This window comes from Micromonospora polyrhachis (assembly GCF_014203835.1).
Taxonomy (GTDB): domain Bacteria; phylum Actinomycetota; class Actinomycetes; order Mycobacteriales; family Micromonosporaceae; genus Micromonospora_H; species Micromonospora_H polyrhachis.
This window is the reverse complement of record NZ_JACHJW010000001.1, coordinates 1,792,995-1,807,112: the sequence shown is the minus strand read 5'-3', so window position 1 is coordinate 1,807,112 and position 14,118 is coordinate 1,792,995. Positions and strand designations below refer to the sequence as shown.

Here is a 14,118-nt window from a genome sequence, read left to right as displayed (position 1 = left end):
TTCAGGTCTCAGCTGCGACGATCTGGGTGCGGCTCGCGCCACGTCGACCAGAACGGGGTGCCGTCCGGGAGGGTGAACGCCCGGCGGGTGTGGTAGCCGTGGCGGGTGTAGAGGTCTCGGGCGCGAGGGCTGCTGGCCTCCAGATAGGCCGGGATGCCTGCTTGGTCCAGGTGCCGGTGGTGGTGGTCAAGCAGTTTGGTGCCGCGTCCGGTGCCCTGTGCGGCGGGGGTGACCGCGAGTAGGGCGAGGTGGTGGTGCGGTTCTGCAGGGCGGTACTTGTCGAAAAGCGCGTCGAGGTGGCGAAAGCGGTGGACATGAGTGCCGCACGCCTCGTGAAGCCGCTGGTCGTAGTGGCGTGGTGGTGGTACGGGGCCGAGGTGGTGGAACCAGACCGCTGCTGCGGACCGGTCGTGCAGCACGTCGATGTGGCCGTAGAAGACGGCGTGTTCGACCAGGATCTTGAACTGGTCACGAAGCACCCTGGTGCGCTGCTCGGGGTCGGGTACCAGCCATCCGGCGGCTGGTAGAGGGGTGAACGCCTCGGCGATCAGACCGGCGATGGTGTTGATGTCGCCCCAGTTCGGTGTCACGACCGGCGGCAGGTCCTTGGTGGTCTTCATCGACGGTTCTCCGGCCAGGTGGGGATGTGGTGGTGGACGCCGGTCCGGCGGGCGGGGATCCGGCCGGTGCCGATGTGGGGGGCTTTGGCGCCGAGGCCGATGGCGGCGTAGACGGCGGGTTGGGTGGCCCGCAGGATCAGGCCCCAGCCGAAGCCGGACGCACCGACGGCCAGTAGCGTCGTGGGGATGGCCCAGGCCAGTGGGTGGCCGGGTGGGACACCGAGCAGGGTGCCGAAGTTGCCTATCGCCAGGTACAGCACCACCAGCAGGGCGAGTAGCGCGGTCACGGGTGCGGTGACACTGCGCCAGGTGTTCTCGGCGTTGGGGTGGCGGGTGAAGAAGATGGGGACGGCTATCGCGGTGGCGGTGATGAGGATCAGGACGCCGAGGCCGCCGGAGGTGCCGCACCAGAAGAACAGCCGGGTCATCGGGTCCCAGCCGCCTGCCGCGTAGGTCACGATGACGGCTAGGCCGATGCCGGACTGGACGAGGCTGGCGTTGCGGGGCGCGTTGCCGCGTCGGGTGATACGCGCCAAGGCGGCGGGTAGTACCCGCTCCCGGCCGAGCGCGAACATGTAGCGGGCGGTGGTGTTGTGAAAGGAGATCATCGCCGCGACGATGCTGGTCGCGAACAGGACCTGCCCGACGGCGACAGCCGTCGACCCGAGATGCCCCTGGGCGAGGTGGAAGACCAGGTCAGGCCCTTCGGCCCGGGATCGGGCGACGATCTGGTCGGGGCCGGTGGCCACCGTCATCGCCCACGATCCGAACGCGTACAGCAGGGCGGTGCCGCCGACGGCGATGTAGGTGGCGGTCGGCACCGTCCGCCGCGGGTCCTTGGATTCCTCGGAGAACACCACAGCGGACTCGAACCCGACGAAGCCGAGCACCGCCAGGGCGAGGATCGCCCCCACCCCGGGTCCGATCAGGTTGCCGGGCGACAGGGCCGCCATGCTGACGCCACCAGCAGCGGGTGGGCGAGGTCCGCGACACTGTAGGCGACGATCACGGCGACCTCGGCCAACAGCAACACGGCCAGCACTGTGCTGTTGATGTCCACCCGCAGCAGCCCCAGCACCGCCGTGGTCGCCCAGGCGGCCAGGGCGATCACCCACCACACGACGTGGATGCCGATCCACTGCTCCACCAGCGGCCCGACGGCCGCGCCGATCGCCCCGTACAGGCCGACCTGCAACGCGTTGTAGGACAGCAGGGCAACCCACGCGGCCCCCACACCCGCCGGACGACCGATCCCCCGGGCGATGTAGGCGTAGAAAGCGCCCGCGTTGGCCATCCGCCGCGCCATCGCCACATACCCAACGGAGAACACCGCCAGGACCACACCGACCAGCGCGAACGCGACGGGGATACCCGTCAGACCTGTGGTGGCGTAGCCGGTCGTCACCACCCCCGCCACCACCGTCAACGGCGTCGCCGCGGACATCACGAAGAACACCACCGCCGGCACACCAAGCCGCCCAGCAGCCAACGAGGCGGTGGCCCGACCTGGCGGTGACATGGAAACAGGCATCAAGAACTCCTACTAATCACTCGATTTGATTGCCGAGGTCGAGGTCGAGGGTCAGCGTGCGGCGAGAATGACGTCCGCGACTGCAGTCGACGCGGTCTCCACCAACTCCCGCGCCGGCGGCCACAACTCATCCACCAGCCGGGCCAGATGCCTGCGAGACTCAAGTGGCGCCCCATCGAAGAGCAGCCCATCCAGCCCCGTCACAACACACAAACCGGCCAGAAAGACATCCGTCTGAGTCAGGGGCTCGCCACGACGCAGCCGCACCGACAACAGCGCCCTCGGCATAGCCGCAGCGTTCATACTCGTCGGCACCCACACCGTCTCCGGCCGAAGCCGCCGACGCTTCCGCCTGGGCCGCAGGTGCCCAGCCCGCCACAGACGACGCGCCACATCCTCCAACGCGTCATCGGCGAGCATCGACACCCACGTACGCACATCCGTCAACCCCGGCTCAGCAGCAAGCCGATCCAACACCCCACGAGCAAGCACATCTGACGGCGCGTCACAGGCCCGTACTGACACATACCGGTCCTTGACCCACAAATTCCCGCCGAAAACCAGCTCGCCCAACAACGCCGCCGCCAAACCCAACGATGCAGGCCGACCAGCCAACCGAAGACGACCAGTCACATCATCATGAGCCAGACGAAAGAACTCATCCGCCACCGCCATTCTCACCCAACGCCTCTCTAGAGCGTCCTACCTCTCGATACGCGTGCATCCCATTCCAGGTAGCGATCCCCTGGGAATCGTCAATCGCAAACTCAGGATCCCGTGACGTAACGCACTGTGTAAGCGCAGGGACCGAGCCGCTTCGGTAGGCGTCGTGAGTGCCTAGCTGCGCTAGTCGGCTAGGCAAGTCGGGGTTCCCTACGGAACAAGCTGCGGCTAGCCTGCAGAGACAGACCTGCCCTCGAGTCGACTGGGGCCGATATGAACACCGACCTGGTTTCTACGGATGCCGTAGCCCCCACAGTGTGGGAACACCGCGAGATGCGCCAGGCGCTCGCCTCCCGCGATCTAAAGACGGTATACGAGCGCCTTCAACGTGTCGGGGTCTCACAACGAAGGATCGCGCGTCTGACGGGCCAGACAGCTTCGGAGGTCTACGAGGTCCTCAAGGGCCGCCGAATTATGGCGCACGAGGTGTTGGTCCGCATTGCCGATGGCTTCGGCATCCCACGCGGGTACATGGGTGTGGCCTACGACGAGTCGACCGAAATCGCTCTCGATTTAGCGTCCGCGACATGCTCAACTCACGCGAATGAGCGGGAAGAGGTGAGGAGCCTCCTCTCCCACGCAGCCAATGTAACGATGGGAACTGCCACGGACGAGGTCACACGATGGTGGCAGCCAATCGACCGACAGGTCGCTCCCGCCCCCACCCGTGTGGGCACATGGGACGTCGCGCAGATTGAGGCGCTCACTGCTGCGATGCGGGTCTTGGATTACCGACACGGTGGCGGTGCCTGCCGCGACGCTGTCGCAGCCCAGGTCCGCTGGGCTCAGCAGCTCCTTAATGCCGCATGTGATGACCAAACCCGGTCTCGTTTGCATTTAGCTTTGGCGGATCTACATAATCTCGCGGGATGGACGTCGTTTGACGTTGGAATGTACTCTGTGGCGCGAAAGCACTTCGCCCGTGCCCATGAGCAAGCCAAGCATGCGGCAGATAATTCGTTGGCGGCGAACGTTTTGTACCGCATGGGTCGCCTTCACTTACATCGCGGCATGCACCGTGAAGCCTTGCGTTTCTTCCAGCTAGGACAGATAACAGCCCAGGACTCCGGCTCTGGGCTCACGGTCGCCATGCTCTGCGCCAACGAAGCGTGGGCATATGCACTGCTCGGAGATTCGCAACAGATGCAACGTTCTATTAGTCGAGCCCGGGATGAATTCGCACGCGCCGATCATGAGAATGCGCCCGTCTGGGTGCGTTTTTTCGGCGAGGCCGATCTTTATGCATCCATTGGAGTCACCCTGTCTGCCCTCTCGAAACCACGCGAGGCAGACCTCGAAGAAGGCATCGCACTTCTTCAAACAGCAGTCGCATTGCGAGGTTCTAGCATGGCGCGGAGTCGCATCTTCGAGCTAACCACTCTCGCTGTCATGTGCCTTCGGATCGGCGAGCGCGATGGCGGCCTTCACGCGGGCCGCCAGGCCGTAGCCAACGCGAAATCGGTAAGATCAGTTCGCACGATCGATCGAATGGAGCCCCTTCGAAGCCTCGCGGCTTTACAAGAGGGCGATCTGCAGGATCTTGCAAATGAAATTAGCACGATGCGAGGTACCCCATGATCAACCTACACATCAAAGACCATACCCCTATCCCCTTAAACCGCGACGGACTCGATGTCGTCTTGCACGCTATTTGCGGCCGGTCGGGCCTGAACCCTTCAGGTGCGAGGCTGATCAAATTCACTAACAACGCGGTTTTTGAATTGGCCCAGGAACCCATAGTCGTTCGGATTGCCGGATCCCAGACCGTTCGCGATCGAGTGCCCAAGATAATCGCCGTCGCCAAGTGGCTAACCACACACGGTATGCCATCCGTACAGCTACTCCCTAACGTCAAGCAGCCTATCGAGGCACATGGGCACCTAGCGACAATCTGGCACAGTGTCCCCGCTACCGGAATTGCGGCAACCGCATCTGATCTGGGCCGAATCCTGCGCCGATTCCACAGTTTGCCACCTCCCGCCACACCACTCCCTCGTTGGCGACCGCTAAGGCCTATTCGACAACGCATTGCCGAGACTGACATTCTCCCAAAAAGCGACCGGCTATTCCTCGAATCAAAGTGCGATGAGCTGGAGGGAGCAATCGTCGACCTTAGGTACAGCATACCGCCGGGGCCTATTCATGGAGATAGCTTTATCGGCAACCTAATTCCAGGCCCTACGGGTCCTGTAATCTGCGATTTTGACTCTGCCGCGTACGGACCACGCGAATGGGATCTGACACCTACTGCTGTCGGAAAGCTACGTTTTGCCTACGCCGGAAACGTCCACGAGGAGCTAGCCGAAGCATATGGCACTGATGTAACCGACTGGCCAGGGTTTCCAGTCCTCCGTCAACTTCGCGAACTCCAGCTCGTGACCAGCGTACTGCCGGTACTGCATGACAACCCATCCCTTACTCCACAATGGCGGCATCGATTGACGACTTTCAAAAGCGGCGACGTCGAGGCCGTCTGGACGCCATACAGATGATAGACGCCTGAGGAAGCCCGCCGGTGGACAAGGAGCGGCATGATGGGACCCGCCGCATCAGACCGAGTCCTAGGCAATTGCCCGAACCGTCAGGCTTAACTCCGTAGGTCGCCCGGCGCAACTGCATGAGAGCCGCGCCAGCGTAAGGCAACGGCTTCCGCAACCGTGAAATATCGCCGACTGTATCCGGTACCCACATCAGGATGAAACTGCCGATCCATAGATCGACCCAATCAAGGGGCCTGGTTGTCCTCGTCGACACCATTAGAGGCCCGGGGAGTTCCACCGAACACGATACATGCGGGGATTGGTCCACGATTCGAAGGCAGGTTCGGATGGCTATAGCGACGCCCAACACCAAGCTAGAGATCGATGAGGTAGTCAGGCTGGCCGCTCGTTATGAGGTGCCGGTCGAGGATGCTGTGCTGATCGCCCTGAACCTGTACGGAATCTCGTCGGATCACTGTCAGCACCGAGCTCGGGTGAGCGTAACAATTGCCTCGGCATCAAAGGTGTCATGGAAGGTGATCGTGCCCCTGAACGCGGTAGGGTCGCCGTTCCGGCTTGGCGATCACGATCTGCATTTGGGACAGGATTGCATTGGTACTGTGCAGCGGATCGATGCCGACGAGGCGGTTGGAGGCTATTTCCGGGATGGCGGCAGGGCCGCGACGTTGAACCCGAACGCCCGAAGCCGCTGTGTGGGCTGCGCGTTCTGCCCGAACACGCTGGAAGCTGCCGCGGACCCACGTTTCTCCGAGGAGCGGGAGCTCGCCGAACTACTGGCGGCGATGGTTGAGCAGCACCCGCGCCGAAACCTGAGCGAACTCCGCGAGGTGACTGTCTCGACCGGATGCTTCGAGCGGGAAGACGCCGCCGTTGCTCACCTGGTAGGCCTGCGAACCGCGCTCGGTTTGCAGGGTATCGGTGCCCGGATAGGTTTCCTGACGTCGGTCATCCAGTCAGACACGGCGTTTGCCGATCTCGCTGCTCGCGTCGCGCCGTTCGTCCTGAGGTTGACCGCCGAGTGCTTCACCCGGCGTGACCTGCTATTGAAGACAAGCAAGGCACGACTCCGGCGGGCCGACATGCCCGACCTGCTCCGTCGGGCCCGCCAGGCGGGACTCGGCACCTCGTTCACCTACATCGTGGGCCTCGATCCGCTCACCGAACTGCGGTCCGGTGTGGCCGCACTCGGCGGACACGTGACCGAGTTTCCCAACTTCCAGGTGTACCAGGCCCACAACTCGATCATGGCGGGTTTGCGGACGCCGGGTGCCGAGCAGTTGGAGTTCTATCTGCAGGCCAGGGCATCGATCGAACAGATTCTGGGTGGACTTGGGCTGCGGCCGCAGGCGTGGGAGTGCTACCGGCCGTTGTGGTACTTCAGCTTTGCTGGTGAACGACTGGTGGGAGTCTGAAGTGTCGGTGGATCTCGCCCATCGTGCGGATGCCCTTTGGCGTGCGCTCACGTACCTGTCGGTCGCGCAGCTTCACCTTCGATCGAACGTGCTCGCTGTCGACTGCCTTGATGAGTCCGACGTTAAGCCGCGCCCGGCAGGTCATTGGGGCACGGTACCCGGCACGGCATGGGTGCTGGCGCATGCCGTCCTCGCCGCAGGCTGCGGCATCGGTCTGCAGATAGTTCCAGTTCTGGGCGCCGGCCATGCTGGTGTCGTCCAGCGTGCATTGGCCTGGATGACCGGCGACATCGTTAAGATGGATCCACGGTACGGGCGAGACGCTGATGGGCTGGCAGCACTGGCTGCGGCGTTTCCGGACGGGGACGCGCTCGGCTCGGAGGTTCATCCCGAGTTGCCAGCCGGTGCCTACATGGGCGGGTGGCTCGGCGGCGCGTTCGCCTTTGCCCAGGGCATGGCGCTGGACTCCCCGAACCGGGTCGTCGTGCCGATCATCGGTGACGGCGAATGCGAGACTCCTGCCACGGCGGCCTCCTGGCTGGCCCGGCGCGTGCTAGCCGACACCATGGTGCTGCCGGTCGTGCATCTCAACGGTCATCGAATGGGCGGCCCGTCGCTGCTGGGTGGCATGAGCGACGAGGAGGTGAGCGCTTACGCACGGGGTCTGGGCTGGGAGCCGGTCGTCGTCGAAGTTGGGACAGACGGCGGGTTAGGCGAGCATGCCGAGTTCCACCGTGTCCTCGTGGCCGGCGTCGAGGCAACCGCCCGCAGAGCACATCGGGTGGTGTTCCTACGGTGCGTGAAGGGCTGGTCCGGCCCCATTGGGGCGCACAAGACACCGCTCACAGAGCCGGCCGGTGATCCGTGTCAACTGGCGGCGCTGCGTGCCTGGCTGTCGTCCTACCGGCCCAGTGAACTGTTCGACGCCGACGCGCAGCCCGTTGGTGCGCTCGCGTCTGCGCTGGACGCCATTGACGTTGGCAGCGCGCTATTGGATGCTCCGCCGATGCCCCCGCCAGTAGCGGCAACGGGGCGGGGTTTCGCAACGGAAGTGACCGCAGTGCTGCGGGCGCATGCCGCAACCGGCGACATCAAGGTCTTTAGCCCGGATGAACTGCGGTCGAACCGCCTCGGCGACCTGCAGGGCGAAGCTTGGGCACATGAGGTACTTGCTGAGGAAGTCCTCCTCGGCTGGGTTGCCGGGTGGACAGCGACAGGCCATCGCGGCCTGATTATCTCGTACGAGGCATTCGCGCCGCTGTTGCTGACCGGACTGATCGGACAGCTCAAGCAACGGCGGCTCATCAAGCATTCATTGCCGAGCATCAACTTGCTCTTGACCTCGTATGGCTGGCACAACGTGTACAGCCACGGAGACCCTTCACTGATCACCGCGCTGCTAGGGACGGGCGACACGGCCGTGCACGTCTTCACGCCCGCCGACTCAGACCGGGTCGCTGTCGCGCTCGACGATGCATTGCGGTCAATGGGACGCGTCAACGTCATCGTCGCGGGCAAGCACACCACCGCGACCTACCCCGGGGAGACGGTCGATGAGGAGCGTCACTGCGGCTTGGCGGTCTGGCGCCACCTGAGCGACCCAGGCGAGCCAGACCTGACGCTGGTGTGCGCCGGCGACCTCGCCGCAGCAGTGGTTACGGACGCCGTTGTGAGGATCCGCAGCCACTCTGGCTGTCGGATCCGGGTGGTCAACGTCCACGACCTGACGGCGCTTACAGACCCGGACCTGCATCACTACATCGGAACTCACGCCGCCGTGCTCATCGTGACGCTCGGGCACCCGGCCGCGATCTGGGGGCTGCTCGGTGGTCGGCTGCACCGCGACGTCGACGTAATCGGCTGGGCCGAGCCGTCGTTCCCGATGTCACAGGAAAGGTTGGCGGCGCACGCCGGGTTCGATGTCGCTGGCGTTACCTCGGCAGCCGAGGCACTGCTAGCCAAGCGGAAGCGCTGATGGCAGCCAGGATTGAGGCGATCCGCGTCGTTACCACCAAAGCCGGCTCGAGCGAGGACGCCACGTTCGTTGCCCTCTATGCGGCCGGGACGATCGGCTGGTACGGGCCGGTGACGGCGGAGATTGGACGGTACGTGGAGGCTGTCCTTACACAACCAGCACTCGGCGAGCCGGTGAACGACCACCAGAGACTTCATGCGGCCCTGTGTAGGGCAATCCGGGCAGACACCAGCGTGGTGGCGTCGTGGGCCGTCGGTGCAGTGGATTGCGCCGCTTGGGACCTACATAGCCAACTTGCCCAAGTGCCCGTAGCTGACCTGCTTGGAGCGACGCCGCAGCGGCGGGTGCCGCTCTACGCCTCATGGCTGAGCCTCGACGTAACAAATGGCATACCCGTCGCGGCTGTCGAGCGCGTCAAACGCGACGGATGGCATTTTACGAAATGGGGACTGCGCAAGAATCCAGCAACCGATGACCGCACGGCGGAGGCCGCCCAGCTTGCTGCGGCGGTACGGGCCATGGAGGCAGCGCTCAGGCAGAAAGCTGCATTCGACGCCGTCTTCACTTGGGATCCCGAATTCGCCTTCCTGTTCCTCGATGAGCTGGACCCGGCTTCGGTGCGCTGGCTGGAGGACCCACTACCACAATGTGACGTTAAAACGTATGAGGCATTGGCGATGAGCATGCCGTTGGCCCTCGGCGAACGGCTTCTCTTGCATGCCGACGCCGCGGCGATTCTCCGACTCAAGCTACAGGCGTTCACACTTGACGTGGTGGCGTGCGGCGGACTCACACGCGCGGTCGACCTGGTGACTGCGGCACAAACGCTCGGCGTGCTGGTCTACCCGCACGGCCGCTCTTTTGTTCCGGCCGTTCACCTCGCCGCTGCCTATCCGGATGCGATCGCCGCAGTCGAATACCGGTTGCAGTGGGAACCGGTTCGGCAGCAAAGGTATGCACAGCCTTGGCTGCCCTCACACGGAGCGATCACCGTTCCCAGGTCTCCAGGCTTGGGTGCCACGCCGAGGAGCTGCTAATGCCCGAAACCATTCAGCGCCTGCCCATCACCGGGACCGTCGCAGCAGACTCGAACGGCACCTTGCTCGTGCTGTCCGAACGACTCGACGGACACGACACCTTCCTGACAGGCCAGCTCCAACTCCCCGACTCTCCGCCGGTACAGGTACAGATCTTGAGCTTCGACGACGTCACCGTCCTGCGCCTGCTCGACCCATCGCACGCACCTCCCGCCGGATCATGGGCCGGCATCCTGCACCTACCGCACGGCTGGCGCACCCGGTCGATACCCGACGACCTGGTGGCCGCAGTCCATGTCGCGCGCCGTAACCTAACCGTCCTAGACGAGGCCGAGCGCCGCTACGCGCTCACATTCCTCGCCGAGGCAAGCACTCCGGCGATCCGGCAGGCCAGAATCGACGCGATTGTCACTGCCCTGCCAGCAGTGGATAGTGTCTCGTGAAACGGCTACTGCTAAGCATTGATGTCGGGGGGACCCTTTGCCAGTTCGAAGGACCTACAGTGGCCACGATCTTGGCGAAGGCTTCGCCGCTCAGGCCCGCCGACGCGCGCTCGGTCATCCGCCAGCAGCTGTACACCCGAGCCTCGATTGATTCTGCAGTCATTGCGGAGGTCTGCGATGCGCTGCAGATCCCCGTAAGCGCGTTCCCGACACCCATCGAGTCGCCGCCGGCACAGCTCTTGCCAGGGACAGTTGCGGCGCTGCGGACTATGAGTCGGCACGCCACCATCGTCACGTTGTCGAATGCGAGCTGCCTGGAGGCCGATACTGACCGTTTGCGGAACCTGCTGTCTCCATGGGTGATCGACTACTTCCCCTCCTGTCGGACCGGCTACGCCAAACCCGATCCAGCCGCTTTCCATTGCGTGGCCACCGAGTGCCGAAGCAGCCCGGCGAATATGGTGCACATCGGCGACGACTGGGATTGCGACGTCATCGGTGCCCGAACTGCCGGGGTGATCGTCATCTGGGTATCGAACGGACGACCAGTACCTCAGCCCGAACGGCTCGACGACGTTGGCCTGCTCGTGGCCGCTGATCTCAGCGCCGCCAGCCAGCACATCACTGAACTCGCTACACGGAGATGATCATGAGTCTGTTTCACGGAACCGTCGGCTTCTACCGGCAGTACCGGCCCGGCATCCCGGCGACCGTGGCCGACGTGTTGGATACCGCGGTCCCTACCGGTGCGCCGCGACGCCTGCTCGACGTAGGCACCGGCACCGGCCTCGTGGTGGAGGCTCTGCTTGGCCGTTTCGATGACATCATCGCCATCGACAACGATCCAGACATGCTCGCCGCTGCCGAAGATGCGCTCCGCCCGCAGCTACCCGCCGACGCTCAGCTACGGCTGCAGGAGGTCACGGCGGAGGAGTTCACGCCACCGGCGGGCTGGCAGGCCGAACTGGTGACGATCTGCCGAGCATTCCACTGGCTCGACCAAGCCGCGATCCTGATCCGATTGGACGCACAGGTCAGCCCGGACGGCGCGGTCGCGATCTTCGGCGACAACAGTTTCTGGACCGCTACCAGCGACTGGAAGGCCGCAATCCGCACGGTCATCCAAGATTTCCTCGGCGAGCAGCGTCGCGCTGGCGAACGCACGTTCCAGCATCACAACCGCCCATACAGCGAGATCATGCATGAGTCGCCGTTCAGCCAGGTCGAGGAGCACACTGTGCCCGTCAACCGGACCTGGACCGCCGACAGCATCCTTGGATACCTGCACTCCACCTCGTTCGCCGCGCCGCAACTGTTCGGCGACCGACTCGGCGAGTTCGACAGCGCTGTCCGTGCCACCCTTGCCCAATACAGCGATACCGACACCTTCGCCGAGGACAACGAGTTTCTCATCCGCATCGGCCGGCGAGAACGGGCATGAACCGTTGGTACGGATCGCTCCCGGCACCGGAGATCGCCACGCACCTAACCGAGCGATCGGTCCTGTGCCTGCCCATCGGCTCATATGAACAGCACGGCCCGCACCTGCCCCTGCACACCGACACCGTCATCGCCGCGCAGTTCACCAACCGGCTCATTGAGCGCTACGGCGACCCACACGACCTCTGGGCGCTGCCGGCGCTGCCGTATGGCCTGTCCCTGGAGCACTCCTGGGCCCTCGGCACGGTCTCCCTAAAGGTCGGCGTACTTACCACCCTGCTCAATGCCATTGTCGGCGAGTTCGCGCGGACCACCCCTGCCCGACGGCTTCTCATCGTCAACGGGCATGGCGGCAATCGCGGCATCCTCGAGGCAGTTAGCTACGAACTGCAGGCCACGCATCATGTGCAGGTCTGCATCATCCACCCCAGCTCACTCTCGACCGTACATGCGACGTCGGAACTGCCGGAGATCCACGCGGGTGTGGAAGAAACCAGCATAATGCTGACCCTCGCCCCCAGCGACGTACACCTGAACCGACTACCGGAGACGTTCGTCGTCGACCCAGCCCACCGCCACGAGATCCAGCGACTCGTCCTCGACCGCGGCACCACGTGGCCGTGGAGTTCTGACGATGACCGCATCTCCAGTTTCGGCATCAGTGGCGGTAACCCGCAACTGGCCTCCGCCGAACTGGGGGAAGCCATCATCGCGAGCGCCCTGGACGCATCCGATCAGGTTCTACAACACCTGTAGTCCATCACCGACGGGATACGACCATGCCCCTCAGCACTGACGACCTGTCCACCTTCACCATCAAGGGCATGATCGTCAAACGCAACTTCGTTCCGACACATTTGATCGACCGTGCGGCGGCGCTGGTAACCGACTGGTATCGCACCGGCCTAGATCAACGCCGAATCGCCGAGTTCACGCAGCGGACCTTCGCCCCGCACCTTGGTGACCACAGGGACCTGCTCGCGCTATTTAACGAGTCAGGTGTGGCCGGGCTCGCAGGCGAGCTCATTGGCGACGTGGCACCGGTCACCGCTACGCAGATCCAGATTCGCGTTCCGGAACGCGACCTCGGCCAAGCGCAACCCGAAAAGGCCATGCACGTGGATGGCGTCGCCTGCCCGCACCTCGACCCCGCCGAACTGCGCACCTTCTCGCTTCTCGTGGGTGTCGTGCTTTCCGACATCAGTGATCCGGCCGGTGGTGCCCTGCGTTACGTCGTCGGCGGACACCTCCGGATGGCGGAGTGGTTCCGGACCCAATGGTCGCTGGGCATCACTGCCCAAGTTCCCCCACACATCGACAGCGAGCAGGGCACCCCGCTACTGGGCAAGCCCGGTGATGTACTGCTGATGCACCACTTGGTCCCCCACGCCGTTGGCCGCAACTTGACCGCCATCCCGCGGATCATGGCCTACTTCCGGGTATCCCATGTAAGCCATGCCAGCCGCCGTCTCGACGCGCTTCGCGACCCGTGGCTCGACTTCCCGCCACTCATCGCCCGAGTGCGATAGAGATCCCGGCGTCCAAGGCCGACACAATGGCGCATCAGGTGGCGTCGGGCACGGTCAACATCGTCCTGAGTTTGCGCCCGGTCACGGTTCACAATATCCCCGCCGATGCCGACGTTCGACAGCACCAGATCCGTGAAGAGCACGATATCACTCCCGAGGGTTGAAGGGCTGAGGCCGTGAAACTGATCCGCCCCGACGAACTCCCGCTAGCAATTGAAGCGCTCGAAGCCGGCGAGCTTGTCGTTGTCCCAACTCAACGCTGGTACATGATCTGCGCCAACGCGCGCGACCACGACGCCTGCGCGCGCATCTACGCTGGCAAGGGCCGGCCACGGTCGAAGTCGTTGGCCTACATACTGCCATCGCTCGTCGCAGCCAACGAGTTGTTCGTCATGACACCGGCCGCAATCCAGCTCGCCTCAGCCTTCTGGCCCGGCGATCTGGCTATGATTCTCCGTTGGCGAGACTCCGAACACGCCCAGCAGCACCAGCCTGTCGGCGTGCCCAACGCTCTCGTAACCCTCGACTCAGGCCTACTCGGTCAACTTGCCCAGCGAAGTCGCGTGCCTATCGCTGCCACCACGGCCAATCTCTCGAACCCGGCTAATACGTTAGGTCCAGCAATCACAGCTGCGGAGGTTGAAAGCTTTGTAGCGGAGTCTGAGATCAGCGTCGCGTACTGCATCGACGGCGGCATCAGTCCACTGGCCAATCACCTAACTATCGTCGACTGCACCGAAACGAAGGCGCAGATTACAAGATCGGGGGTTGTCCACGACCGCGCCGTCAATGCAGCCATCGCGGCTGTTTCTTGAAACCTGAAGGACTTCCCAAGATGATTTGAGATCCTCCAGGTTGATTCGGGTACGCGATAGATCTCTGCGGGTTCAGAAGGTGGAAGCATTTG

Annotated in this window: 14 protein-coding genes and 1 pseudogene; 12 read left to right on the top strand and 3 right to left on the bottom strand. The window is 63.9% G+C overall.

The window, feature by feature from the left end:
• Positions 1-8 precede the first annotated feature (8 nt).
• The 3 genes and pseudogenes from FHR38_RS07350 to FHR38_RS07340 all read right to left on the bottom strand — a co-directional run bounded on the left by FHR38_RS07350 (position 9) and on the right by FHR38_RS07340 (position 2,820).
• Positions 9-620, bottom strand: a complete 612-nt coding sequence (locus FHR38_RS07350) for a GNAT family N-acetyltransferase (protein WP_184533963.1) — start codon at positions 618-620, stop codon at positions 9-11.
• Positions 617-2,139: pseudogene (locus tag FHR38_RS07345) on the bottom strand (APC family permease). Before FHR38_RS07345 ends, FHR38_RS07350 begins: the two are co-directional and overlap by 4 nt.
• Positions 2,140-2,202: 63 nt before the next feature.
• A complete protein-coding gene (locus FHR38_RS07340; RefSeq protein WP_184533962.1) occupies positions 2,203-2,820 on the bottom strand; it encodes a GOLPH3/VPS74 family protein in 618 nt (205 codons plus the stop codon).
• Positions 2,821-3,087: 267 nt separating this feature from the next.
• Here FHR38_RS07340 and FHR38_RS07335 point away from each other — a divergent pair, with 267 nt between their 5' ends.
• The 12 genes from FHR38_RS07335 to FHR38_RS07280 all read left to right on the top strand — a co-directional run bounded on the left by FHR38_RS07335 (position 3,088) and on the right by FHR38_RS07280 (position 14,026).
• Positions 3,088-4,452, top strand: coding sequence for a helix-turn-helix domain-containing protein (locus FHR38_RS07335; protein WP_246446365.1), 1,365 nt, complete (start codon positions 3,088-3,090; stop codon positions 4,450-4,452).
• Positions 4,449-5,366: a phosphotransferase enzyme family protein gene (locus FHR38_RS33525; protein ID WP_184533961.1), complete on the top strand. Its 918-nt coding sequence runs from the start codon at positions 4,449-4,451 to the stop codon at positions 5,364-5,366. Before FHR38_RS07335 ends, FHR38_RS33525 begins: the two co-directional genes overlap by 4 nt.
• Positions 5,367-5,701: 335 nt before the next feature.
• Complete coding sequence (locus FHR38_RS07325; protein WP_184533960.1) at positions 5,702-6,787, top strand: hypothetical protein; 1,086 nt, start codon at positions 5,702-5,704, stop codon at positions 6,785-6,787.
• The gene (locus tag FHR38_RS07320) at positions 6,765-8,762 is read left to right on the top strand and encodes a phosphoketolase family protein (protein WP_221448942.1); all 1,998 of its coding nucleotides are present in this window, start codon (positions 6,765-6,767) and stop codon (positions 8,760-8,762) included. Before FHR38_RS07325 ends, FHR38_RS07320 begins: the two co-directional genes overlap by 23 nt.
• Positions 8,762-9,799, top strand: a complete 1,038-nt coding sequence (locus tag FHR38_RS07315; RefSeq protein ID WP_184533959.1) for an enolase C-terminal domain-like protein — start codon at positions 8,762-8,764, stop codon at positions 9,797-9,799. Before FHR38_RS07320 ends, FHR38_RS07315 begins: the two co-directional genes overlap by 1 nt.
• Positions 9,799-10,242, top strand: a complete 444-nt coding sequence (locus FHR38_RS07310) for a YdeI/OmpD-associated family protein (RefSeq protein ID WP_184533958.1) — start codon at positions 9,799-9,801, stop codon at positions 10,240-10,242. The genes FHR38_RS07315 and FHR38_RS07310 overlap by 1 nt, the downstream gene beginning before the upstream one ends.
• Positions 10,239-10,889, top strand: a complete 651-nt coding sequence (locus FHR38_RS33165) for an HAD family hydrolase (protein ID WP_376771390.1) — start codon at positions 10,239-10,241, stop codon at positions 10,887-10,889. The genes FHR38_RS07310 and FHR38_RS33165 overlap by 4 nt, the downstream gene beginning before the upstream one ends.
• Positions 10,886-11,683, top strand: coding sequence for a class I SAM-dependent methyltransferase (locus FHR38_RS07300; protein WP_184533956.1), 798 nt, complete (start codon positions 10,886-10,888; stop codon positions 11,681-11,683). Before FHR38_RS33165 ends, FHR38_RS07300 begins: the two co-directional genes overlap by 4 nt.
• On the top strand, positions 11,680-12,438 hold the full coding sequence (locus tag FHR38_RS07295) for a creatininase family protein (RefSeq protein ID WP_184533955.1): 759 nt from the start codon (positions 11,680-11,682) through the stop codon (positions 12,436-12,438). The genes FHR38_RS07300 and FHR38_RS07295 overlap by 4 nt, the downstream gene beginning before the upstream one ends.
• Before the next feature lie 68 nt (positions 12,439-12,506).
• Positions 12,507-13,211, top strand: coding sequence for a phytanoyl-CoA dioxygenase family protein (locus FHR38_RS07290; protein WP_221448941.1), 705 nt, complete (start codon positions 12,507-12,509; stop codon positions 13,209-13,211).
• 26 nt (positions 13,212-13,237) lie between these two features.
• The gene (locus FHR38_RS07285; protein WP_184533953.1) at positions 13,238-13,375 is read left to right on the top strand and encodes a hypothetical protein; all 138 of its coding nucleotides are present in this window, start codon (positions 13,238-13,240) and stop codon (positions 13,373-13,375) included.
• A gap of 12 nt (positions 13,376-13,387) precedes the next feature.
• Entirely contained in the window at positions 13,388-14,026 is a 639-nt protein-coding gene (locus FHR38_RS07280; protein WP_184533952.1) for an L-threonylcarbamoyladenylate synthase, read from the top strand.
• The last annotated feature ends 92 nt before the right edge of the window (positions 14,027-14,118 follow it).

Bases quoted from the DNA above. Each gene is read 5' to 3' on its own strand.
- FHR38_RS07350 (WP_184533963.1), bottom strand. From the start codon at position 620: ATGAAGACCACCAAGGACCTGCCGCCGGTCGTGACACCGAACTGGGGC.
- FHR38_RS07335 (WP_246446365.1), top strand. From the start codon at position 3,088: ATGAACACCGACCTGGTTTCTACGGATGCCGTAGCCCCCACAGTGTGG.
- FHR38_RS33525 (WP_184533961.1), top strand. From the start codon at position 4,449: ATGATCAACCTACACATCAAAGACCATACCCCTATCCCCTTAAACCGC.
- FHR38_RS07325 (WP_184533960.1), top strand. From the start codon at position 5,702: ATGGCTATAGCGACGCCCAACACCAAGCTAGAGATCGATGAGGTAGTC.
- FHR38_RS07315 (WP_184533959.1), top strand. From the start codon at position 8,762: ATGGCAGCCAGGATTGAGGCGATCCGCGTCGTTACCACCAAAGCCGGC.
- FHR38_RS07310 (WP_184533958.1), top strand. From the start codon at position 9,799: ATGCCCGAAACCATTCAGCGCCTGCCCATCACCGGGACCGTCGCAGCA.
- FHR38_RS07300 (WP_184533956.1), top strand. From the start codon at position 10,886: ATGATCATGAGTCTGTTTCACGGAACCGTCGGCTTCTACCGGCAGTAC.
- FHR38_RS07295 (WP_184533955.1), top strand. From the start codon at position 11,680: ATGAACCGTTGGTACGGATCGCTCCCGGCACCGGAGATCGCCACGCAC.
- FHR38_RS07290 (WP_221448941.1), top strand. From the start codon at position 12,507: ATGATCGTCAAACGCAACTTCGTTCCGACACATTTGATCGACCGTGCG.
- FHR38_RS07285 (WP_184533953.1), top strand. From the start codon at position 13,238: ATGGCGCATCAGGTGGCGTCGGGCACGGTCAACATCGTCCTGAGTTTG.